Annotated in this window: 21 protein-coding genes; 9 read left to right on the forward strand and 12 right to left on the reverse strand. The window is 56.5% G+C overall.

Annotated features, from left to right (window positions below):
• Positions 1-50: 50 nt before the first annotated feature.
• The 5 genes from GN112_RS18030 (at position 51) to GN112_RS18050 (ending at position 4,285) form a co-directional block, all read left to right on the forward strand.
• The gene (locus GN112_RS18030) at positions 51-800 is read left to right on the forward strand and encodes an ABC transporter substrate-binding protein (RefSeq protein ID WP_155311491.1); all 750 of its coding nucleotides are present in this window, start codon (positions 51-53) and stop codon (positions 798-800) included.
• Between the two features lie 55 nt (positions 801-855).
• A complete protein-coding gene (locus GN112_RS18035; protein WP_155311492.1) occupies positions 856-1,536 on the forward strand; it encodes an amino acid ABC transporter permease in 681 nt (226 codons plus the stop codon).
• Positions 1,533-2,297 (forward strand): amino acid ABC transporter ATP-binding protein, encoded by a 765-nt coding sequence (locus GN112_RS18040; RefSeq protein ID WP_155311493.1) that lies wholly within the window; start codon positions 1,533-1,535, stop codon positions 2,295-2,297. The genes GN112_RS18035 and GN112_RS18040 overlap by 4 nt, the downstream gene beginning before the upstream one ends.
• 2 nt (positions 2,298-2,299) lie before the next feature.
• Positions 2,300-2,965 carry an amino acid ABC transporter permease gene (locus tag GN112_RS18045; protein WP_155311494.1) on the forward strand — a complete coding sequence of 222 codons (666 nt, stop codon included), beginning with the start codon at positions 2,300-2,302 and terminating at the stop codon, positions 2,963-2,965.
• A gap of 135 nt (positions 2,966-3,100) precedes the next feature.
• Positions 3,101-4,285 (forward strand): pyridoxal phosphate-dependent aminotransferase, encoded by a 1,185-nt coding sequence (locus GN112_RS18050; RefSeq protein WP_155311495.1) that lies wholly within the window; start codon positions 3,101-3,103, stop codon positions 4,283-4,285.
• Between the two features lie 69 nt (positions 4,286-4,354).
• Here the strand turns inward: GN112_RS18050 and GN112_RS18055 are convergent, their stop codons facing one another.
• The 9 genes from GN112_RS18055 to hutC form a co-directional block, all read right to left on the reverse strand.
• A complete protein-coding gene (locus GN112_RS18055) occupies positions 4,355-5,029 on the reverse strand; it encodes a class I SAM-dependent methyltransferase (RefSeq protein ID WP_155311496.1) in 675 nt (224 codons plus the stop codon).
• Positions 5,030-5,037: 8 nt separating this feature from the next.
• The gene (locus GN112_RS18060) at positions 5,038-5,760 is read right to left on the reverse strand and encodes an ABC transporter ATP-binding protein (protein ID WP_155311497.1); all 723 of its coding nucleotides are present in this window, start codon (positions 5,758-5,760) and stop codon (positions 5,038-5,040) included.
• A gap of 3 nt (positions 5,761-5,763) precedes the next feature.
• Complete coding sequence (locus GN112_RS18065) at positions 5,764-6,507, reverse strand: ABC transporter ATP-binding protein (protein ID WP_155311498.1); 744 nt, start codon at positions 6,505-6,507, stop codon at positions 5,764-5,766.
• Complete coding sequence (locus GN112_RS18070; protein ID WP_155311499.1) at positions 6,504-7,358, reverse strand: branched-chain amino acid ABC transporter permease; 855 nt, start codon at positions 7,356-7,358, stop codon at positions 6,504-6,506. The genes GN112_RS18065 and GN112_RS18070 overlap by 4 nt, the downstream gene beginning before the upstream one ends.
• A gap of 4 nt (positions 7,359-7,362) precedes the next feature.
• Complete coding sequence (locus GN112_RS18075) at positions 7,363-8,223, reverse strand: branched-chain amino acid ABC transporter permease (protein ID WP_155311500.1); 861 nt, start codon at positions 8,221-8,223, stop codon at positions 7,363-7,365.
• Between the two features lie 65 nt (positions 8,224-8,288).
• The gene (locus GN112_RS18080) at positions 8,289-9,434 is read right to left on the reverse strand and encodes an ABC transporter substrate-binding protein (protein ID WP_155311501.1); all 1,146 of its coding nucleotides are present in this window, start codon (positions 9,432-9,434) and stop codon (positions 8,289-8,291) included.
• A gap of 34 nt (positions 9,435-9,468) precedes the next feature.
• A complete protein-coding gene (locus tag GN112_RS18085; RefSeq protein ID WP_155311502.1) occupies positions 9,469-11,508 on the reverse strand; it encodes a urocanate hydratase in 2,040 nt (679 codons plus the stop codon).
• Between the two features lie 10 nt (positions 11,509-11,518).
• Entirely contained in the window at positions 11,519-13,135 is a 1,617-nt protein-coding gene (gene ftcD, locus GN112_RS18090; RefSeq protein WP_155311503.1) for a glutamate formimidoyltransferase, read from the reverse strand.
• A 118-nt stretch (positions 13,136-13,253) separates the two neighbouring features.
• Entirely contained in the window at positions 13,254-13,973 is a 720-nt protein-coding gene (gene hutC / locus GN112_RS18095; protein ID WP_155311504.1) for a histidine utilization transcriptional repressor HutC, read from the reverse strand.
• 132 nt (positions 13,974-14,105) lie between these two features.
• On the opposite strand from hutC, the gene hutI reads away from it, so the two are divergent.
• The 4 genes from hutI to ubiE all read left to right on the forward strand — a co-directional run bounded on the left by hutI (position 14,106) and on the right by ubiE (position 18,039).
• Positions 14,106-15,347: an imidazolonepropionase gene (hutI, locus tag GN112_RS18100; RefSeq protein WP_155311505.1), complete on the forward strand. Its 1,242-nt coding sequence runs from the start codon at positions 14,106-14,108 to the stop codon at positions 15,345-15,347.
• A 294-nt stretch (positions 15,348-15,641) separates the two neighbouring features.
• Positions 15,642-16,406, forward strand: a complete 765-nt coding sequence (locus tag GN112_RS18105) for a 4Fe-4S double cluster binding domain-containing protein (protein WP_155311506.1) — start codon at positions 15,642-15,644, stop codon at positions 16,404-16,406.
• Between the two features lie 76 nt (positions 16,407-16,482).
• Positions 16,483-17,184, forward strand: a complete 702-nt coding sequence (ubiG, locus tag GN112_RS18110) for a bifunctional 2-polyprenyl-6-hydroxyphenol methylase/3-demethylubiquinol 3-O-methyltransferase UbiG (RefSeq protein ID WP_155311507.1) — start codon at positions 16,483-16,485, stop codon at positions 17,182-17,184.
• 39 nt (positions 17,185-17,223) lie between these two features.
• Complete coding sequence (gene ubiE, locus GN112_RS18115) at positions 17,224-18,039, forward strand: bifunctional demethylmenaquinone methyltransferase/2-methoxy-6-polyprenyl-1,4-benzoquinol methylase UbiE (RefSeq protein WP_155311508.1); 816 nt, start codon at positions 17,224-17,226, stop codon at positions 18,037-18,039.
• Positions 18,040-18,053: 14 nt separating this feature from the next.
• Here ubiE and GN112_RS18120 read toward each other — a convergent pair whose 3' ends face one another.
• The 3 genes from GN112_RS18120 to GN112_RS18130 all read right to left on the reverse strand — a co-directional run bounded on the left by GN112_RS18120 (position 18,054) and on the right by GN112_RS18130 (position 20,275).
• On the reverse strand, positions 18,054-18,986 hold the full coding sequence (locus tag GN112_RS18120; RefSeq protein WP_155311509.1) for a UbiA family prenyltransferase: 933 nt from the start codon (positions 18,984-18,986) through the stop codon (positions 18,054-18,056).
• A gap of 264 nt (positions 18,987-19,250) precedes the next feature.
• Positions 19,251-19,796, reverse strand: a complete 546-nt coding sequence (locus GN112_RS18125) for a class I SAM-dependent methyltransferase (RefSeq protein WP_155311510.1) — start codon at positions 19,794-19,796, stop codon at positions 19,251-19,253.
• A gap of 50 nt (positions 19,797-19,846) precedes the next feature.
• Positions 19,847-20,275 (reverse strand): MarR family winged helix-turn-helix transcriptional regulator, encoded by a 429-nt coding sequence (locus tag GN112_RS18130; protein WP_162458991.1) that lies wholly within the window; start codon positions 20,273-20,275, stop codon positions 19,847-19,849.
• Positions 20,276-20,292: the final 17 nt, after the last annotated feature.

Genomic DNA, 20,292 nt, shown 5'->3' on the forward strand with positions numbered 1-20,292 from the left:
AAGCCTGGATGCTGAAATCGGTTTTCAAACCAAGGAGAAAGGGGAAAAATATGCTGAGAAAAAAATTACTTATTATCTGCGGTATCCTGATGCTGGTATTTTGTGGCCAGGCCTTTGGCGCCGGCAAACTGGTCAACGGTATTGACGCCAACTTTCCGCCGTTCGCCTTCATCGACAAGACCGGCCAGCCAAGCGGCTTCGATGTCGAGGCCATGGACTGGGTGGCAAAAGAGATCGGCATGGAGGTTTCCCACCAGCCCATCGAGTGGGACGGCATCATCACCAGCCTGCTGACCAAGAAAATCGATATCATCGCCTCCGGCATGAGTATAACCGAAGAACGGGCCAAGAAAGTCAATTTTTCCATTCCCTACTGGGTCATCAAGCAGGTCATGGTCGCCAAGAAAGATTCATCTCTTACCATCGATGACATTCTCAACGGCAAGAAGGCTGTTGGTGTTCAGCAGGGTACCTCGGAAGCCAAATGGATCAAGCAAGAGGCCGCCAAAAAAGGTTGGAACCTGAAACTGCATTACTACAGCTCCGCCCCGCTGGCCGTTGAAGACGTGCTCAATGGCAGGATCGACGCGGCCGCCATGGACGACGCCCCGGCAAAGGATGCCATGGGTAAGAAGGCCGTCAAGATCGTCGGCACCTTCGGCATGCACGACGAAGAGTTCGGCTATGCGGTCCGCAAGGAAGACACGGAGCTTCTGAAAAAAGTCAACGCCGCGCTTGAGAAGCTGATGGGCACCCCCGAATGGACTGCCTTGATTGAGAAGTATGAGTTGAATAAGTAATTTCTCGACTGAACGGGTTCCGCGACGCACCGTTTCGGGACCCTAATTATTGCCAATGCCAACCGCACTATCAGTCGTCATCGACGCCCTACCTTATCTACTGCAAGGCTCCCTTCTGACGGCAAGCATTGTGGTCGCTGCCATGCTGCTCGGTCTGGTCATCGGAACCTTCATGGCCGTCGGGCTGGTTTACGGCAACAAGGTCGTCCGCTATCTGCTGACGCTCTATCTGTGGATTTTCAGAGGGGTGCCGGTGGTCGTACTGCTCTTTTTGTTCTACTTCGGAATTTTTAATTTTTTCGGCTTACCGTTCAGCGCCTTCACTGCCGTGACCATCGTCCTGGGAATGACCACCGGCGCTTATCAGGCCAATATTTTCAGGGGCGCCATCCTCTCGCTGCCCCAGGGCCAATTCAAGGCGGCCAGCGGCCTGGGCATGACCGACAGCCAGGCCATACGCTGCATCATCCTGCCGCAAATTTTGCGCATTTCCATCCCGGCCTGGTCCAACGAGTTTTCGATCATCCTCAAGGATTCAGCCCTGGCCTTTGTGATCGGCGCGCCGGAAATCATGGCCCGGACCCAGTTCGTGGCTTCCCGCACCTACCAGCACCTGGCCATGTACATCACGGCCGGAGTCATTTACTTTTTTCTCACCTGGGCCGGCGTGATGGCGCTAAGAAAGCTTGAGCAGCATGTACGCATACCAGGCTATTCATATAACGGAAGCCGATGAACGATAAACATTCTATTTTGAAGTGCACGAACATCTCCAAATCGTATGACGATCAACTCATTTTAAGCAATGTCAGCGTAGAGCTGACCAAAGGCGAGATCAAAGTGCTCATCGGCCCTTCCGGAGGCGGGAAAAGCACGCTCTTGCAGTGCATCAATTGTTTGGTAATTCCGGATTCCGGAAAAATCGTTATCGAAGACCACCCCATCCATCTGACTCGCAAACCGGACCTATACCGTCTGCGACAACAGGTCGGCATGATTTTTCAGGATTTCAATTTATTCGATCATCTCACGGCGCTGGAAAACATCACCATCGCTCTGTGCAAGGTCAAGAAACTGGACAAACCGGCAGCCAGAAAACGGGCGCAGATCGAGCTGGAACAGGTGGGGCTGGCCGACAAGGCGACCCTCTACCCGGCCCAGTTATCCGGCGGACAAAAACAACGGGTGGCCATTGCCCGGGCACTGGCCATGGATCCCAAGATTCTGCTGCTTGACGAGCCGACCTCCGCCCTGGACCCCACGCTTATCGGAGAGGTGATCTCGGTCATCAAGGGGCTGGCGGACAAGGGGATGACCATGATCATGGCCACCCATCAAATCAGCCTGATCAACAACATCGCCGACGAAATTCTGTTCATGGAAAAGGGGCGCATCGTGGAACAGGGCGCGCCGTCCGTACTCCTTGGCAAGGGCAATGAAAGCAGGTCCCAGGGGTTTTGCGACAAACTGAATGATCTGGCCGCCGTGGAGGGGTAGCCATGGAACTGTCGCCTTTTTATCAGGAACTTTTCACCAGCCTCAACCGGGGCGTGATCATGTCGGTGGCGCTGATCGTGCCCTCGGCGGTGGGTGGTGTGTTGATCGGCATCCTCGCCGGCACCGTGCGCACCTTCGGCAGCAGAATCGGCAGGGCCATCGGCGATGGCTATGCCGCCGTTTTTCGCGGCACTCCGTTGGTCGTACAACTGTTCGTCATCTATTTCGGTCTGCCCAACCTGGGCATCTACTTCACGCCCTATGCCGCCGCGGTCACCGGCTTTACCCTATGCAGCGGCGCCTATCAGTCGGAATATATCCGCGGAGCACTGCTCTCCATTAAAAACGGCCAGTATTTCGGTGCCCAGGCTCTGGGGTTCACCACTTTTCAAACCATCTTCTGGATCATCGTCCCCCAGGCCATACGACGGGCCATTCACGGGTGCGGCAACGAGATCATCTATCTGATCAAATACTCATCCCTGGCGTTCATTGTCACCTGCATCGAGTTGACCGGCGAAGGCAAAACCATCGCCACCGAGTATTTTCGCTTTACAGAAGTATTCACCATCATCGGGATTTACTATCTCGTGCTGGTCTCCCTGGCTATGCTGATCCTGAAAAAAATTGAAGAATGGCTTTATATTCCCGGCTTCGGCCATCACTAAAAACACCCTTCAACCTGTAATCCAACTGCCATGGCAACTTACACTCCCATCACCGAAGAACTTAAAAACATCGTTCGATCCCAACCAGGTGCTCAACCCAGGGAAAATCTTTCCGTGAAACAACGAGAACGCCTCATGCAAGAACACCTTACACCACAGAACCTGCTTTCCTCCAGCCGCCGGGTGCGAGCCATCTCGCCTTCGGCCACCAAACAGATGGCGATCATCGCCGCACGCGTCGGAGGCTGCGTCTCTCTCGGCCAGGGTGTTCCTTCATTCATCACCCCACCGCACATCATCGAGGCGGTTACCCATGCCTTGAAAAACGATGTGGGTAGCGGGCAATACTCCCTGCAAACCGGGATGACGGCTCTGCGCCAGTGCATTGCTCGCCGTTTTCTTGAGGAGAAAAAAGTAAGCGTCGACCCCGAAAGCGAAATCTGCGTGACAGTTGGCGGCATGGAGGCGCTGTTGGCCACGGTCATGACCGTGGTGGATGAGGGCAACCAAGTTATTCTTCCCTCTCCCACCTACGCCTCCTACACCGAACAGGTTGTGCTCGCCGGCGGCACGCCCGTGTATGTTCCGCTGACCGACAAGTGGGAACTGGGTCTTAAGGCCATTACAGAAGCCATTACCCCGAGAACAAAGGCCCTGATGCTTTGCAACCCGGGCAATCCAACAGGAACGGTTTTTTCCGACGAGCAGGTCCTGGCAATCTGCGAACTGGCAGTCGCCCACGGTTTTGTGGTCATCATCGACGAAGCGTACGACTACATGGTCTATGGCGGTGGCATGCCGGTCAACCCCCTCTCGGTTGAACGGTTTCGCGACAACGTCATCTCCATCTCTTCGCTCTCTAAGAAATACGCCCTTACCGGATGGCGTGTGGGCTGGGTGATCGCTGCGGCCCGGTGGATGGAACAGATCATGAAGGTTCACGACGCAGCAACCATCTGCGCGCCTACCCCTTCCCAGATCGCGGCCCTGGCGGCCATGGAAGGCGATCAGCAATGCGTGCGGGATATGTGCATCGAGCTGACCAAACGAAGGGCGCTTTGCTGCAAGCGCCTTGACCGCCTGAGCGACTATTTCTCCTACGTGCCGCCCAGGGGGGCTTTCTATGTCATGTCCAAATACCGCTTTACCGATGACAATTCCAAGGAGGTGGCCATCCGTCTACTGGAGGAGGCCAAAGTGATCACCATCCCCGGCGGCGCTTTTGGATTAGGCGGCGAGGGGCACCTGCGCTTGTCGTTTGGTGGTGAGGAAAAGGTGATCGATGAAGCCTTTGACCGAATCGAACGGTGGCTGCGGTGAGGAAGGCTTATAAGTTAGGTTGAGTACTCGGTATCCGATATATTGGCGAGACGAAAAATGCACCCGGAATTAATTGGCAATCTCACAAAAAACGGCGGAATCATCTATTTCACAGGTCGTGAACCTGACTCCGAGCGCCGCGCACAGTTCGCTGAAATCTCCGGGCGTCATTCTTCCTGCGCGAAACCCATCCGTACAGACGATGGACCCGTTCTTGCTGGCCGCATAATCGATTGGGCCCACAAGGCCCTCGGCAGACTGGGCTTCGAACCAGGCCAGGCGGTGCGGCCAGAAACGGTCCGAGTAGGATGAGAACAACACGATGCCGCCCCTGCGAGCCACCCGCAGTGCTTCGAGAACAAGGGCCTGTCGGTCGACGTTGAAGGCACAGATGCCGTTCTGGATGCAGACCACGACATCGAAGGCCTTGTCCGGGAAGCCGAGCGCCAGTGCGTCCATGATCAGAAATTCGCACGATTCTTCGCTGTCGAGGCTGCGGGCATAGGCGATGTTCCCGGCGGCGCTGTCTATGCCGACGGTCCGTCTGGCGGCCTTGGCCAGCCGGGTCGTGACCCGGCCGTACCCACAGCCGAGTTCAAGCACGGCATCGGTGGGCCGAATACGATCCAGCACATGGCGGATTTCCGCTTTCAAGTACTGCTCGACGCGCGGGGATGCGATTCGATAGCACCGTTCCAGCCTCTTGCCGGATAGTTTTTCATCGTAATAAACCGAGCCGGCCATGGACCACCTCACTTTTTTTCATCACCATGAAGGCCCAAAATAGAATCGATCATCTCCGAAGACTGGGCCGCCTCTTCTGCGCTACCCTGCCAAACGGTATTGCCGGACTCCAAAACCAGCACGGCGTCGGCCGCTTCCAGGGCGCGCTGGGTACTTTGCTCCACGAGAAGAATGGTCATGCCTTCGCGGTTCAGTTCGCGAATGGCGGCGTAGCAAATATCGATGGCCTTGGGCATGAGTCCCAGGGAGAGTTCGTCCACCATGAGAAGTCGGGGATCGGCCATCAGCGCCCGGCCAATGGCCAGCATCTGCTGTTCGCCGCCGGAGAGGGAACCGGCCTTCTGGCGCAGTCGTTCTCCCAACCGGGGAAACATCTCGATCACCCGGGTCATGTTTTTTTCGCATTGCTCCTTGGACCGGGTATAGCCGCCCGTCACCAGGTTTTCCTTGACGCTCAAATCCTTGAATAGTCTGCGACCTTCCGGGCAAAGGGCGATACCCCGCTTGACGCGTTCCATGGGAGAAAGGTGAGTGATATTTTGATCGTCGTAGAGAACCCGGCCCGAGGTTACCGTGACATGCCCGGCCAAGGCCATGATCAAGGAGGATTTTCCCGCGCCGTTGGCCCCCAGCAAGGCGGTAACGGAACCTTTTTCCACCGACAGGTCCATCTGGTTGACCACCTGCATGTTGCCGTAAGCGCAGCACACCTGTTCCAGCGTTAATAACATCCTTTAGCCTCCAAGGTAGGCAGCCCGCACATCGGGCTGTTTCATGACCTCCATGGGCGCCCCCTGGGCAAGATTGCGACCGTTGTCCAGTACGTGCAGCCGGTCGCTGATGCGCAGCACCTCGCTCAGATTGTGTTCGATCATGACAATGGTAATGCCCTGGTTGGCGATCTCCCGGATGGTATCGGCCAACATGGCTGCCTCCCGGCTGTTGAGACCCGCCAAGGGTTCGTCCAAAAGCAATACCCGGGGAGACTGGGAAAGCGCCCTTGCCACTTCCATGCGCTTGATCACGCCCAGCGGCTGGCTCGAAACCTCCTGGCCGGCAAAAGACTCGATACCCACCCGTTCAAGGCAGGCCATGGCCAGGGTCCTTTCCGGTTTGCGGTCCAGGGTGACCAGAGCCTTCAGGGTCCTGCTCACCTTCTCATGGCCAGCGGCAAACATGACGTTCTCAAGAACGTTCATGTTTGAAAAAGGACGCACGATCTGATGGGTCAAGGCAAGGCCCAGCCGGGCCCGTTTGTGGGTGGGCAGTGCCGTGATGTCTGCGTCCCCCAGGGTCAGGCGGGCCGAAACCGGCGTCACCGTGCCGATGATCACCTTGAGAAGTGTGGTCTTGCCTGCCCCGTTGGGGCCGATCAGGCTGAGCAGTTCGCCTTTTTCGACTTCCAGCGTTACGTCGTCCAAGGCCAGCAGGCCGCCGAATTTAACGGTTACCGAGGAGACGGAGAGTATGCTTGTCATGCGCTTTTCGCCTCCTTCCCACCGAAAATCATCCTGAAAACACCGGCAAGGCCCTCAGGAGCAAAGCGCATCACCGAGAACAACAGCACTCCGTAAAGCAGTAGTTTATAGTCGTTGATAAATCGGAAAAACTCGGGCATGAGCACCAGGATCACGGCCGAAACAACGCAGCCGGCAATGGAGCCGATGCCCCCCACCGCTACTATGGAGAGAATGGTCACCGACTGAATGAACCCGAAGGTGTCCGGAATGATGAAGCGGGTGTAGTAGGTGTAAAGCCCGCCGGCAATGCCGGCCATGGCCGTTCCCATGGCAAAAGCGGCAATCTTGTAGGATTTTACATCCAGGCCGAGAACTTTGGCGGTTTCCTCGTCATTGGCCACGGCCTCGAAGGCAAAGCCCATCCAGGAGCGCTTCACATGCCAGGCAAAAAGGACACAGAAGATGGCCGAGCCCCAGATCAGGCCCAGGAAACCCCATTGGCCAAGGCCGTGGGAAGGAATACCGGAAATACCCATCTCGCCGCCCAACACCTCCTGCTGGCGGACAATACCCACAAATAAAAAGGCAACGCCCATGGTGACGATGGCAAGAAAATCCTCACGGACCCGCAGACTGGTGAGCCCGATCACCGCCCCCACGATACCGGCCAGGATGCATCCGGCGCCAAGGGTGGCAAACAATGGGAACCCGGCCTTGGCGAGCAAGGCGGCGCAGTAGGCCCCGATGCCGAAAAAGGCGGCATGTCCCAAGGAGATCTGGCCGCAGTAACCCGTGATCAGGTTCAGTCCCACGGCCAGGATAATATAGATGCCAACGTTCATCGCCAGGCTGATTTCATAAAGCCCCATCGTTTCACCTCGATGTAAAAAGCCCGGTGGGCCGGATCATGAGAACTATGATCAGGAATGCGAAGGCAATGGCATCCCGGTCGAGAAGACTGCCAAGGTAGATGGTCCCGAAAGCCTCCACCACGCCGAGGACAAGGGAGGCGATGAGGGTACCGCCCACATTGCCGAGCCCTCCTAGAACAATAATGGCAAGGGATTTGTACGAAGGCACCGCCCCCATGGTGGGTTCCACCAGGTTGCTTAAGAGCGCCACCAAAACCCCGGCCACGGCAGCCAACGCCGATCCCATGCCGAACACCAGATAGCGCACCCGGATGGGATCGATACCGAAACAGGCGGCCATCTTGGGATCGTCCACCGTGGCCCGCCATCCCGTGCCCACCTTCGTGCCCTGGGCCACCCAGGCAAGGATGCCCAGCAGCACAAGATTGATGACCACCGTGGCGATCTGGCAGGTCCTTAAATAGATGCCGGCCACCTGGACCACATCCTGAAGCGGCGGGGTGACGAAACTCATACCGAAAGGACCGAAAACCAGGCGAAAAAGCTCCTCCATACCCATGTACAACCCGATGGATGCAATCAGCGCCACGTAGGGCGGGCGGTCCAAAATAGGTTCGTACACCAGGCGGTAGATCAAAATTCCGGCCAGCGCCGCGCCCGTGGCCGCCACGGTTACGCCAATGCCGAGGCTGCCGGTGTGGTTGGTCACCAGCACCCCGAGATAGGCCCCGAGGGTGAACAAACCGGCATGCGCCACATGCAGAACCCGCAGCAGCCCGTAGACCAGGGTCAGACCCACGGCAATGATGGCGTAGGTCGAACCCTGGATCAGTCCCTGGACGACAAGTTCAAGGAACAGCACGTCACAGCTCCTTCTGGGTTGAACAATTAACTGTTAGCTTTCGCCAGCCAATCGTTTTCTTGTTCCTATTTTTCCGGCGGGGCAAGCAGCACGGGATCGTCAATCACGGAATGGCGATGCCAGTTGCCCTCTTTAACCACCTGGTTCTGGACCGCCTTCATCACCTCGCCCAGGGCGTTGAAATGAATGGTCCCGGTGGAGGCCTTCATATGAATGGCGGCCAGGGCATCCCGGATCTTGGCGGGATCGGCGCTGCCGGCGCTTTGAATGGCCAGGGCAGCAGCCCGGACGGCGGTGTGCGCGGAGGCCGCCACCATGTCGGCGGGATAGCCGGCCAGGTCTTCAAAGGCCTTGATGAAGTCGCGAGTTTCGGGAACGTCCGAATCGCGGTCCAGAGAAGTCGTGATAATAACGCCCTCTGCAGCCTTGCCGGCGATCTCGATGAATTTCTGGGAGTCGTATCCCTCCTGCCCGATAACCGGAACGGTCACGCCCGCCGCACGAAGCTGGGTGACCAGGGGACCGGCGGTGAAAAAGTAACCGGAAGCATAGATGGCATCCGGGGCGTCCGCCTTGACCTTGGCCACAATGGCGCCGAACTGGCGGTCCTTGATGGCATATTCGTATTCATTGACAATGGTGATACCGAAATCGGCGGCTTTTTCCTTGAACCCGGCGGCCAGGGATTTACCGAAATCGTTTTTCAGGGTGATCATCACCACCTTTTTCCTGCCGAGAAGTTCTCCGACCAGTTTGGCGCCGGCCCGGCCCTGAACTTCTCCGAGAAAAGAGGTCCGGAAGACATAATCCCCAGCCCTGGTGATGTCGGGATGAATGCCGTAGGCAGAGATAAAGGGAATTTTCGCTTCCTGGAAAATACCGGCGGCAGACCGCGTGGGGGCCGAGTAACTGCCCGACACGCAAACGGTAACCTTGTCCTGGCCGATGAGCTTGTTGGCGATGGGGATGACCTGGGCCGCATTGGCCTGGTCATCGTAGACCACCAATTCCAGTTTTTTGCCAAGCACACCGCCGGTGTCGTTGATCTGCTTGACGGCCAGTTCGGCCCCGAATTTGGCGGATTCGCCGTCCGAGGCGGCAAAACCGGTCAACGGTGCGTTAAACCCGATTTTGATGGAATCCGACGCCCAACCTGTGTTCCAGCACATGGCGACGGCGACAGTGACCAAAATCAACAATGCTCTTTTCATGACTTCCTCCTTTGTTTTCCATAACTGGTTTTCTTTATTTATCTATACAAGTATGGATCTCAAGCCAAGATTTAAGAACCTTCTCGATCAGGGCGTCATCGGCCAGATGGGGAACCGTAATCTGATCGCCGTTGGGGTTCTCCCGGTTGTAGGCCATGGCCACTTCGCGGGCGTTGGGGTTGCCGGCCCAGTTGCGGCGGGCAACGCCGCCCATGACATCCCAGAGCATGGCAGAGCGGATGATGTCGTCCACCAGCGCGCTGCCGTCAAGCACCAGGCCAAACCCGCCGTTGATGGCCTTTCCGATGCCGGTGCCGCCGCCGTTGTGCAGGGCCACCATGCTCATGCCCCTTGCGGCGTTGCCGGCAAAGCAATGGGTGGCCATGTCGGCGCAGACGTTGGAACCGTCATAGATGTTGGCGGTTTCCCGGAAAGGAGAATCCGTGCCACCGGGGTCATGGTGATCCCGGCCGAGCATGATCGGAGCCGACACCTCGCCATTGCGCACCATTTCATTGAACCTGAGCGCAATATCCACCCGGCCCTTGGCATCCTGATAGAGAATTCTCGCCTGGGAGCCCACCACCATTTTGTTCTTCTTGGCATCCCGGATCCAGACGTAGTTGTCCCGATCATAGGGCCGTCTGTCCGGATCGATGCAGGCCATGGCCGCCGCATCGGTCTTGTCCAGGTCATCGGGTTTCTGGCTGAGACAAACCCATCTGAAGGGACCGTAGCCGTAATCGAAAATGGGGCCCATGATGTCTTCGAAATAGGAGGGGAAGATAAATCCGTCCTTGGCGTCGTGGCCGTTCTTGGCGATTTCCGTAACCCCGGCGTCAAACACGGCCTTGAGGAAGGCATTGCCGTAATCGAAGAAATAGGTACCTTTGGCGGTGATGGTTTTGATCAGCTGATAATGTTTCTTGAGACTTTGGTTAACTAAGGATTTGAACTTTTTCCTGTCCTCGGACAAAAGCCGGGTCCGCTCCTCGAAGCTGACGCCCACCGGACAGTATCCACCGTCATAGACCACGTGGCAGGAGGTCTGATCGGACATGAGATCCACCTTGATGTCCTTGTCGATGAGATATTCAATGAGATCCACCACGTTGCCGTGATAGGCAATGGAGGTGTTTTCTCCCGCCTTTGCCGCAGCCACGGCCTTTTGGCAAACCTTTTCAAGATCATCCGAGGCCACATCCACCCACCCCTGGGAGAGCCGGGTCTCGATCCTGGAATAATCCACCTCGGCAATGACGGAGACGGCGCCGGCGATCTTGGCTGCCCTGGGCTGCGCCCCGCTCATGCCGCCCAGACCCGAGGAAACAAAAAGAAGACCTTTGAGGTCGCTGTCCGCCGGCACCCCGCACATCTTCCGTCCCGCGTTGAGCAAGGTGTTGTAAGTGCCGTGGACAATCCCCTGGGGGCCGATATACATCCAGCCGCCGGCGGTCATCTGACCATACGAGCTCACGCCCATCTGAACGGCCACTTCCCAATCCTCGGGATTGTCGTAAAGGCCAACCAGAAGGCCGTTGGTAATGATCACCCGGGGGTTGTCCGGAAAGGATTTGAAAAGCCCCAGGGGATGCCCCGACTGCATGACCAGGGTCTGGCTCTCGGTGAGGTTTTCGAGATATTTTTTGATGAGAAGGTACTGCATCCAGTTCTGGCATACCGCGCCGGTCTCCCCGTAGGTCACCAGTTCATAGGGATAGAGGGCCACATCAAAGTCCAGGTTGTTGTCGATCATGGCCTGGATGGCCTTACCGGCCAGGCACTTTCCCTTGTACTCGTCAATCGGTTTGGCCTTGATGGCCCCCTCCGGGCGAAACCGGTAGCCGTAAATGCGTCCCCGGGTTTTCAACTCCTCAAGAAATTCGGGGGCCAGGGTCTCGTGTAGAGAGGCGGGGATATACCGCAAGGCGTTTTTCAGGGCCACCGCGGTCTGGGAGGACGTGAGACAATACCCCCGCGATGGCGCGCGCCTGATCCCGGGTTTAAACACTTTTTTTGGGGGCAGTTCGTCAGGCAGACAAATGCTCATCGATTCTTGTTGATTTGAATTCATATCTATCCCTCTAATTTTTTTCCAAAATCGCCAACACCTCGGCGCATTTTTCCCTGGACCGGGTTTCGATGGCCTTTGCTTCGGCCATGGTTTTTTCCTTGAATACCTCGTCCTCGATGCCCGCGATATTGATCAACACGTTTTGAAAGGCGCCCCAGATGCCGGTTTCAAGGGCCCTTGCCCCGACCTGCACATCGGACTTGGAGGCGGGATTGCCGTATTTCGCTGTCTCGCACAGGGCATTCCAGGCCTTCTCCCCCAGGCGCATGGTGTTCAGGGGCACCTGGACCGCCGTTTTCAGGCCGGCCTGCATCTTGGCCTTGCGGGCCGTTTTTTCCTTTTCCGTGGACTTGGGCATCCGCAAGCCATCCATGTACTCGTTGAAGGCATGGGTGTCCTTGTCGATCATGGGAATCAGGGACTGGGTCAGATCGTGAAGAACCGGAATGGCGGCCTGCATGTGGGCTTCGCGATCCTCGAATTTCCTGACCCCCTGGGTGAGCTTGGCCACCATGGCACCAAGCCCTGCGCCCATGGCCGCCATGAGGGCCGATGCCGACCCGCCGCCGGGCGCGGAAGTGCGTGCCGCCACCTCCTGGATGAATTCCCGCACGCTCAGGCTGGCCAGAGGCTCGTCAGGCGCCTCGGCCACGATGTATTCGATGATCTTCTCCTTGGGATTGAACGGGGCAACCGAGTTAAGCCCCAAACGCTCCACGGCCAGCCGAATCTTCTGCTCCTCCTGGTAGATGAACAGCCCTTCCTTTTCGATGTAGTAATCCGCGGCCATGAGCAGGGACGCCAGGGGCACCACGCCCACAACTTCGGAACCGGCCACGGCAATGTTGAGTTCCCGGGCTTTTTCTTTAACCTCCTCGAAAAGCACATGGAGGGGGGTGACCTTGTAGTTGTTGAGATTCACCGTGACCTGGGCCAGATTGTATTCGTCCATGTACCATCCCATGCCTTTGACATCCTTGAGCTTGCCGGGCTGGCGGGGTCCCCTGCCCGCCTCCCGAAGATCCAGGGCGATGCGGTGGGCCTGGTTGGAAGTGGCCAGAAGGTTGACGTTGTAGGCAATGAGAAACATCCTGGCGCCGGTGGCGGTCGCGCCCCAGGCGGGAACGAATTCCGCAGGTCCGAAGTCCGGTGCCCATTTGGGATCCTTGAGCTTCTCATCTAGCCCCTCGTATTCTCCCCTTCTCACGTCGGGCAGTTTTTTGCGGTAATCGCGGTCCGAGGCCTCTTCGTACAGGAAGAATGGCACCTTAAGTTCATCCGCCGCTCTTTTGGCAAAGGCCTTGGCAATCTCGGCGCACTCCTGCATGGTAACGCCCGCCACGGGAACGAACGGGCAGACATCCATGGCGCCGAACCTTGGGTGTTCTCCCTTGTGATGGCGCATATCGATCATCTCCCTGGCCACCCTGGCCCCGGCTAACGCCCCTTCCACAATGGCCGTTTCATCCCCGACAAAGGTGTAAACAGTCCGATTGGTGGATTTGCCGGGATCCACGTCCACAAGGGTCACCCCTTGGGTGTTCCGGATGGCCTCGGCAATGGCGCCTATCACTTTCTCGTCCCGTCCCTCGCTGAAATTGGGAACGCATTCGATTATTTTCTTCATATCTCTTTTCCTTAAAACTCTACATGAACTGGGTGCCGTTAAGGATCGGGGCCAACCCCTCGCAGGATTCCAGAATCAGGGGTGCGAGCCTCTTTGTTTTGCCCATGGTTTTTTTCCTTTACTGCCGTTGAAAGCGTCCCTTGAGCGTATAACGGTCTCCCGGAGAAATAATATGGCTGAAGGTGGCCACCTGATCCAGTGCCCAGGTTCTACGGGTCAACCGCAGACAGGGCGTGCCGGGATCGATGGCCAAAAACGAGGCCACGGTCCGGTCCGGAAGAATGGCCTCGATCTCGTGCTCCGCCTCCTGCAGCGGGGCCACTTCCAGCAGATAATCGCTGGGGGTGGTCACGGAATAATCTTGTTCAAGAAATTCGGGCGCCACGGCCGGGTTGACCCATCGTTCGGAATATTGCACCGGCACCTTTCTGTCCCGATGCACCATCACGGTGTGGAACACTTCCGATCCCAAAGGCAATTCCAGCTTCAAACTGACATCGGAAGGGGAAACCTCGGCTTTCATGCAAATGACATCCGAAATGTGCTCCCCGCCCCAGGCCCGGATTTCCTCTGCGATGCTCTTGATCTCAAGCAGGGCCGCTTCAGGCTTGGGCCGGGCCACGAAGGTGCCCACACCCTGAATCCGAACGATTCGTTTTTCCTCGGTCAGCTCCTTCAGCGCACGGTTGGCCGTCATTCGCGAGGAGCTAAAAGACTTGGCCAGTTGGGTTTCGGACGGAACCCTGTCATCGGGCTTCAGGGTTCCGGAGTCAATGTCGCGGATGATGCTCTGTTTTATTTTCTGATAGAGGGCATAGGGCGCGCCACCGTTTTCCATCGTGTTTCCTTAATTAGAATACAGGCAATGATTGATCTTGACTTCACCTCTATACTTGTATATACAAGTAGGGGTAGAATTGTCAACAACATAATACCAACACACCATGCAGCCGAATTTTAGGAGAAGAAAATGCCCGACCGCTTCCCCTCCCTTTGTGACCTGCTCTTTACCCATGCCAACCTGGCCACCATGGCCGCGGGCAAGTACCATATTAAGAAAGATGCGGCCCTGGCCGTATCGGGAAAAACCATTGCCTGGATCGGCGCCATGGCGAACCTACCCGAAGAGGCGGCCAGCCTGGCCAAGACGGTCATCGACTGCGAAGGGAAATGGCTACTGCCCGGATTCGTGGACTGCCACACCCACATGGTTTGGGGCGGTTCCCGTTCCAATGAGTTCGAGATGCGCCTCAAGGGCGCCTCCTATGGGGAGATCGCGGCCCAGGGCGGTGGGATCGCCTCAACGGTCAGCGCCACCCGCGCGGCATCGGCCGAAGCGCTCCTGGCCATCGGCCTCAAACGAGCGCATCATTTTCTGACCCAGGGCATCACCTGTTTTGAAGTAAAATCCGGCTACGGCCTGGACATGGATTCAGAGCTGAAAATGCTTTCCGTGGTTAGAGAAATGGATCGAACCTGTCCTCAGGATATCCATGCTACTTTTTTGGGCGCCCATGCCCTGCCCCCGGAATACAAAGGCCGCCAAGGCGCCTACACGGATCTGGTGGTTGAAGAGATGCTACCGGCGGTGAAGGCCCAGGGCGTCGCCTCGGCCGTAGACGTTTTCTGCGAGAAAATCGCCTTTTCCAGAGAAGAGACCCGCAGGATATTCAAGACCGCCACCGATATGGGATTTGGTCTCAAACTGCACGCCGAACAGCTCTCCGACTGTGACGGTGCGGCGCTTGCTGCGGACTTCAAGGCCCTATCCTGCGATCACCTGGAATATCTCTCCCCTACTGGTGCCAAGGCCATGGCGGAAAACGGCGTAATCCCCGTACTTCTTCCCGGCGCCTTTCATTATCTCAAAGAGATCAAGATCCCGCCCATGGAGCTGTTCCGGTCCCTTGACATGCCCATGGCCCTGGCCACGGACCTCAATCCCGGCACCAGCCCGGTGTTCAACATGACCCTGGTTCTCAACCTCGCCTGTATTCTCTTCGGCATGACCTGCGAAGAGGCTATTGCCGGCGCCACCCTGCACGGTGCCCGGGCCCTGGGCATCAATGGAACCAAGGGCAGTCTTGAGCCGGGCAAGGACGCGGACATCACCCTCTGGGATATGGAGGCTCCGTCCGATCTCTGTTATCTGTCGGGCCTGCTTTCGCCAGAACTGGTGGTGACTGGGGGGAAAATCGAATATAAAAATTAGGGCTCCTTGTTTCAGAACCGCTTCATTTGGCTCAAAGCGTCCTGAGTTTCTTCCTGGGACATGACAACGGGAGGTCGTGGTCTGTGTTTTGGCGAATCTGATCGATCAGCTTCAAGTTCGGATCCGGCATGAACTTGGGCTTGCTTTCCATTGTGGGTATATCCTAAGTGGATATAATGGAAAATGAGGTTCATTCAAGAATCAACTGATTACACAAAAACTGCCATATCTGATTTCCAATGTCCGTGACAATTATGATTTGGCTATTACGGCTATCCATGAGGGAAAAGCTCGATGAAATCATTAATTGATAAAACAGCGTTTATTGAAAAATTAGAGAGTTGTGGAGCAAGCATTGTCCGAGTGGCGGATATTGCCAAACTATCTGGAATCGATACAGAACCAAATGACCTTTTAAATGGGTTTTCCAGAGCAGTGAGTATTGCAGTACGTCTTTCTGATCCAGCAATAGACATGATTGACAAACAGCCCACTCCTCTATATTCATCTCATTACAGTCGAGTAAATGCGCTACTGGACGACCTTGCCATAAAAGCAACAAATCTCTTACAATCAAACGGAGCTCAAGCAGTTCCTATCCCTGCTAGCCAAATACTCGATTCAAAAAAATGGACATCGTATATATCACACAAAGCAGTTGCAATAGCTGCGGGTATAGGCTGGCAGGGTAAAAGTCTGTTGGTTGTAAATCCTGATTTTGGCCCTAGAATTAGGCTTGCAACAGTTCTTACTGACGCTGATCTCTTGCCGGATTCACCTATAAAAAACAGATGCGGAAAATGTCAACAATGCAAAGACCATTGCCCAGCTAACGCAATCCTTGGCGTCAATACCAACAGCCATTATTCAAGCAGGTCAGAGGCTATTAACCTCCAAAAATGCGTACATCAAGTGCGTGACGTATTCGGCGAAATTCCAAATATTGCACCCCTTATTTGCGGTATATGCATTAAAGTGTGCCCATGGGGTAAAAAGAATCACCAACAGGTAAAACAATCGGATTTCAAATGCAACCACCCCGCCTCCCATCACCCTTGATCCTGCCGCCGCCATCTGCTATTTCTCCGGCCGGAACCGACCAGCACTTCCCATCAACCCGCACCAGCAACGGCCAATGAATCCAGACGACAACATCGACATCGGCGAAATTTCCCGTTTTTCCACCATGGCCGCCATCTGGTGGGATCCAAAGGGGGAACTCAAGGCCCTGCACGACATCAATCCCGTGCGGCTCAACTACGTTGACGACCGGGCCGTCATTGCCGGCAAACGCGTACTGGACGTGGGCTGCGGGGGCGGCCTGCTCAGCGAGGCCATGGCATCGCGCGGCGCCCGGGTGACGGGCATCGACATGGCCGAGGCCTCCTTGGGGGTGGCCCGCGCTCACATGCGCGAAAGCGGATTTGCCATCGACTACCGCCAGACCACGGCCGAAACCATGGCCGATGCGGCGCCGGCAACCTTTGATGTGGTGGTCTGCATGGAACTTTTGGAACATGTGCCCCGTCCGGCCTCGATCCTGAACGCCTGCGGGCGGCTGGTGAAACCCGGCGGCGACGTTTTTTTCGCAACCGTCAACCGCACCTGGCTGGCGCATCTGCTGGTCATCGGCGCCTCCGAATACCTGCTGGGGATCGTGCGCAAAGGCACCCATACCTTCGATAAGCTGGTGAAACCGGACGAGCTGAAAAAATGGGGCACCGAGGCCGGGCTGTCATGCATCGACCTGTCCGGTCTGCGTTACATCCCCCTTGGCGGGTATGCCGCCCTTTGCCGCAGCACGGCAATGAACTATATGATGCACTTCCGGCGGTGATGCCGATGAAATCTAACGAAAAGAGTGGAAAGGAACCCCATGGCCCTCTGGCAGAATCCCCGCTGGTTCGACGGTAATAAACGACAGGAGCAACTCGACGATTACATCCGTGCCACCGGCAAGGCCCGTTTCGGCATCCGCGAATTTGCCGAGGAAAACAAGGCCGAGGCCGTGCGGATCCACTTTGACCGGGTGGCACCCAAGTACGATTTTATGAATTCGCTGCTCAGCTTCGGCATCCAGCATGCCTGGAAACGCGCTGCCGTGCGCATGCTCGGGGTGAAGCCCGGAGATCGGGTGCTGGACGTGTGCGGCGGCACCGGGGATCTTGCCATCCTGGCGGCCCGGCGTTCCGGTCCGGCGGGCCAGGTGGTGATCTTCGACATCAACCTCGCCATGATCCAGGCCGGCCGCCACAAAATCGATCCCTATCCCGACCTGTCGCATATCAGCTATGTCCAGGGCAATGCCGAGGCGATCACGTTTCCCGACAACACTTTCGACTGTGCCATGGTGGGATTCGGCATCCGCAACGTCACCCACCTGAAAACCGGTTTCTCCGAAATGATCCGGGTCCTCAAACCGGGCGGCAGACTGCTCTGCCTGGAGTTCTCACGGCCGCTCAACCCGGTGTTTCGCAGCCTTTACGATTTTTACTCGTTCAACATCATGCCGGCCCTGGGGCAGTTGTTGGCCGGATCAGCCGAATCCTATGCCTGCCTTCCCGAAACCATCCGCATGTTTCCCCTGCCAGGTGAGCTGGCCGCCATGCTGACCGACCTCGGCCTGCGCAACGTGAACTGGGAAGCCATGACCAACGGCATCAGCGTGGCCCATGTGGGGAGTAAAAGATAGGCGTTTGGGTAATCCTACCCGATGATTATCCTGACCAGCACCACCGCCAGCAGGCTCAGGGGATAGTGGCTGGCCTTGTTGAACAGCGCCATGGCCTGGCTGCGGTCGTTTTCCTCCACCAGCCGCAGGGCCGGAAACAACAGCAGCCAGGCGCCCAGACCGGCGACGGCCAGCAAATAGAGGGGGTTGAACCTCAGCGGTGATACCCACATCAGCATAAAGGTCAACAGGTAGGCCACCGTCAGGCAGGCAATGGAAAGCAGACCGGCCCGGACCAATCCCAACTTTACCGGAATGGTCTTGGCTTTGAAGCGTCGGTCTTCCTCGATGTCCGTCCAGTCGTTGGGAATATTCTGCCCGCCAATTTCCCAGAAAAAAATCAGCCCCAACAAAACGATCAAAAAAACAGCGGACGGCTGCGGATCCACGGCGAAAACCGCCGCCACGGCCCCCAGGGATTTGACAATGCCGTTGATCAGGGCCCTTGCCGGGGTGACCCGCCACAATCGGCAATAGATCACTTCCAAAATGCCGCCGGCCAGAAAAATAAACAAACAGACCGGGTTGAGCAACCATGCCCCCAGCATGGTCACCAGCGCCCATCCGACTGCCCACAGGATACCGTCGGTGAGCCCGAGCACACCCTTGGCCAGAGGATGACGCACCAGCACCCCGTCGAGAAAGTCCTCCCCATCGCTGTAGCCGCCATAACGGACTTTCTCTTTGTCCGTGCGGTAGTCCACGATGTCGTTGAGGGCATAGACAGCCGTATATCCGGAAAAAACCGTCAACAGCCCGAGCAAGAGGACAGATAGGGACGGGAAATGCCCCAGGCACAACAGGGCGGCCAGGGCCGGGGTGGCGATGTCGATGATGCCGTGGGGCGTACGGGAAAGGGCCAGCAGGAGTTTCAGCCGTGGATGGGTCAGGATGGCATTGATAATCATGGGCGTCTTTGCGTTCAGGCAGAGGGTTTGGGTACAAAAAGGGATAATCCCACCAATTCAAGCTTTGACATTTCAGTCAAGGATCGATGCAACTTGCCAGAATCGCGATGATTTGTCAATTTTTAGCTGAACATCTTTTTACGCCTCCCGGGAAGGGGAGTGGTGTCGTTCATCCCAAAACACGTCAGAGAAGATGCTTTTTTTGAATCGTCTCCATTTTTCCTTGTGCGGTTCTGGAAAAGATGAACGGAACAAGGATCCCAATCAGTCACGGCGGGTTCTCAGTTCAATAAACCGCTTGTGTTCCCGGATGACCCGCCAATGGTTTGAGCGCCGGACCTTACCCAGGCTTTGACTGCGGTCCTGGTGTCCGTCTTCCAGGTAAAACACGCCCTCGTGCTTGATGATGCGATGAATATCGGCCAAAAAACCGACCGGATCATCCACCTGGTGGAACATATCCAAGGCATAGACCACATCGGCACACTGCTTTGCGATGGTTGCCGGTTGATCGTCCAGCAATACCGGCACCACATTGGTCAAACGGTGCTTTTCAATTTTTCGCTTCACCAGGTCGATGGCCATGGGGTGGACGTCCGCGGCAAAAACCTTGCCGTCTGGCCCCACCATCTGGGCGGCCTTGCGGAGATACCGGCCGGGTCCGCAACCATAGTCCACCACGACCATTTCCTTTTTCAAATCGAATGCATCCAGGTGCCGGTCGGGCTTGGCAAACAGGTCCATGAGCCTGAAGGTCCAGACCATGAGGCGATAGCCGCTTTCCGATTGGGGGTTGCACAGTTTTGGCATTGACTCACCCTCCGTTATGTTTAGCTCCTATACTTTATCCACAAAAAAAATTAACGCCGCCGATCCGCCATGTTTTCAAGTTCACGCAAAAATTTTTCGACAGCCGTGAATTCTTCACCGCTCAATTTTCTCACATAGGCATAAAGGTCGCTGTCCATCTCCTCATGGTATTGCTCATGGGCGTAATAGGCCACCTTGCCCTTGTTGGTCAGGACCGGCACCTTTTTCAAACTGTTTCCGGGTTCCTCGGCCTTTCGCACAAGTCCTTTTTTTTCCAGCTTGGCAACGATCTGGGAGATCGCACCCCGGGTGACGCCGGCCATCCGGGCCAACTCGGCGCCATGGACTCCCGGGTTATCGCCGATCAGCATAACCATGTGGATCTCGGACGGGTGCAGCAGTTTGTCAATGCCAAAGCGACGCGGTTGTTTTTCGTTGCGGGCGAATTTGTTGAAAACCCGAAGGAGGAGCTCGGCCAATGTTTGGGCTCGTGGAT

The organism is Desulfosarcina ovata subsp. ovata (assembly GCF_009689005.1).
GTDB classification, from domain to species: Bacteria; Desulfobacterota; Desulfobacteria; order Desulfobacterales; family Desulfosarcinaceae; genus Desulfosarcina; species Desulfosarcina ovata.

What these genes read in the sequence shown, in the direction of transcription:
- GN112_RS18030 (WP_155311491.1), top strand. Translation starts at nt 51, where the DNA reads ATGCTGAGAAAAAAATTACTTATTATCTGCGGTATCCTGATGCTGGTA.
- GN112_RS18035 (WP_155311492.1), top strand. Translation starts at nt 856, where the DNA reads ATGCCAACCGCACTATCAGTCGTCATCGACGCCCTACCTTATCTACTG.
- GN112_RS18040 (WP_155311493.1), top strand. Translation starts at nt 1,533, where the DNA reads ATGAACGATAAACATTCTATTTTGAAGTGCACGAACATCTCCAAATCG.
- GN112_RS18045 (WP_155311494.1), top strand. Translation starts at nt 2,300, where the DNA reads ATGGAACTGTCGCCTTTTTATCAGGAACTTTTCACCAGCCTCAACCGG.
- GN112_RS18050 (WP_155311495.1), top strand. Translation starts at nt 3,101, where the DNA reads ATGCAAGAACACCTTACACCACAGAACCTGCTTTCCTCCAGCCGCCGG.
- GN112_RS18055 (WP_155311496.1), bottom strand. Translation starts at nt 5,029, where the DNA reads ATGGCCGGCTCGGTTTATTACGATGAAAAACTATCCGGCAAGAGGCTG.
- GN112_RS18060 (WP_155311497.1), bottom strand. Translation starts at nt 5,760, where the DNA reads ATGTTATTAACGCTGGAACAGGTGTGCTGCGCTTACGGCAACATGCAG.
- GN112_RS18065 (WP_155311498.1), bottom strand. Translation starts at nt 6,507, where the DNA reads ATGACAAGCATACTCTCCGTCTCCTCGGTAACCGTTAAATTCGGCGGC.
- GN112_RS18070 (WP_155311499.1), bottom strand. Translation starts at nt 7,358, where the DNA reads ATGGGGCTTTATGAAATCAGCCTGGCGATGAACGTTGGCATCTATATT.
- GN112_RS18080 (WP_155311501.1), bottom strand. Translation starts at nt 9,434, where the DNA reads ATGAAAAGAGCATTGTTGATTTTGGTCACTGTCGCCGTCGCCATGTGC.
- GN112_RS18085 (WP_155311502.1), bottom strand. Translation starts at nt 11,508, where the DNA reads ATGAATTCAAATCAACAAGAATCGATGAGCATTTGTCTGCCTGACGAA.
- ftcD (WP_155311503.1), bottom strand. Translation starts at nt 13,135, where the DNA reads ATGAAGAAAATAATCGAATGCGTTCCCAATTTCAGCGAGGGACGGGAC.
- hutC (WP_155311504.1), bottom strand. Translation starts at nt 13,973, where the DNA reads ATGGAAAACGGTGGCGCGCCCTATGCCCTCTATCAGAAAATAAAACAG.
- hutI (WP_155311505.1), top strand. Translation starts at nt 14,106, where the DNA reads ATGCCCGACCGCTTCCCCTCCCTTTGTGACCTGCTCTTTACCCATGCC.
- GN112_RS18105 (WP_155311506.1), top strand. Translation starts at nt 15,642, where the DNA reads ATGAAATCATTAATTGATAAAACAGCGTTTATTGAAAAATTAGAGAGT.
- ubiG (WP_155311507.1), top strand. Translation starts at nt 16,483, where the DNA reads ATGAATCCAGACGACAACATCGACATCGGCGAAATTTCCCGTTTTTCC.
- ubiE (WP_155311508.1), top strand. Translation starts at nt 17,224, where the DNA reads ATGGCCCTCTGGCAGAATCCCCGCTGGTTCGACGGTAATAAACGACAG.
- GN112_RS18120 (WP_155311509.1), bottom strand. Translation starts at nt 18,986, where the DNA reads ATGATTATCAATGCCATCCTGACCCATCCACGGCTGAAACTCCTGCTG.
- GN112_RS18125 (WP_155311510.1), bottom strand. Translation starts at nt 19,796, where the DNA reads ATGCCAAAACTGTGCAACCCCCAATCGGAAAGCGGCTATCGCCTCATG.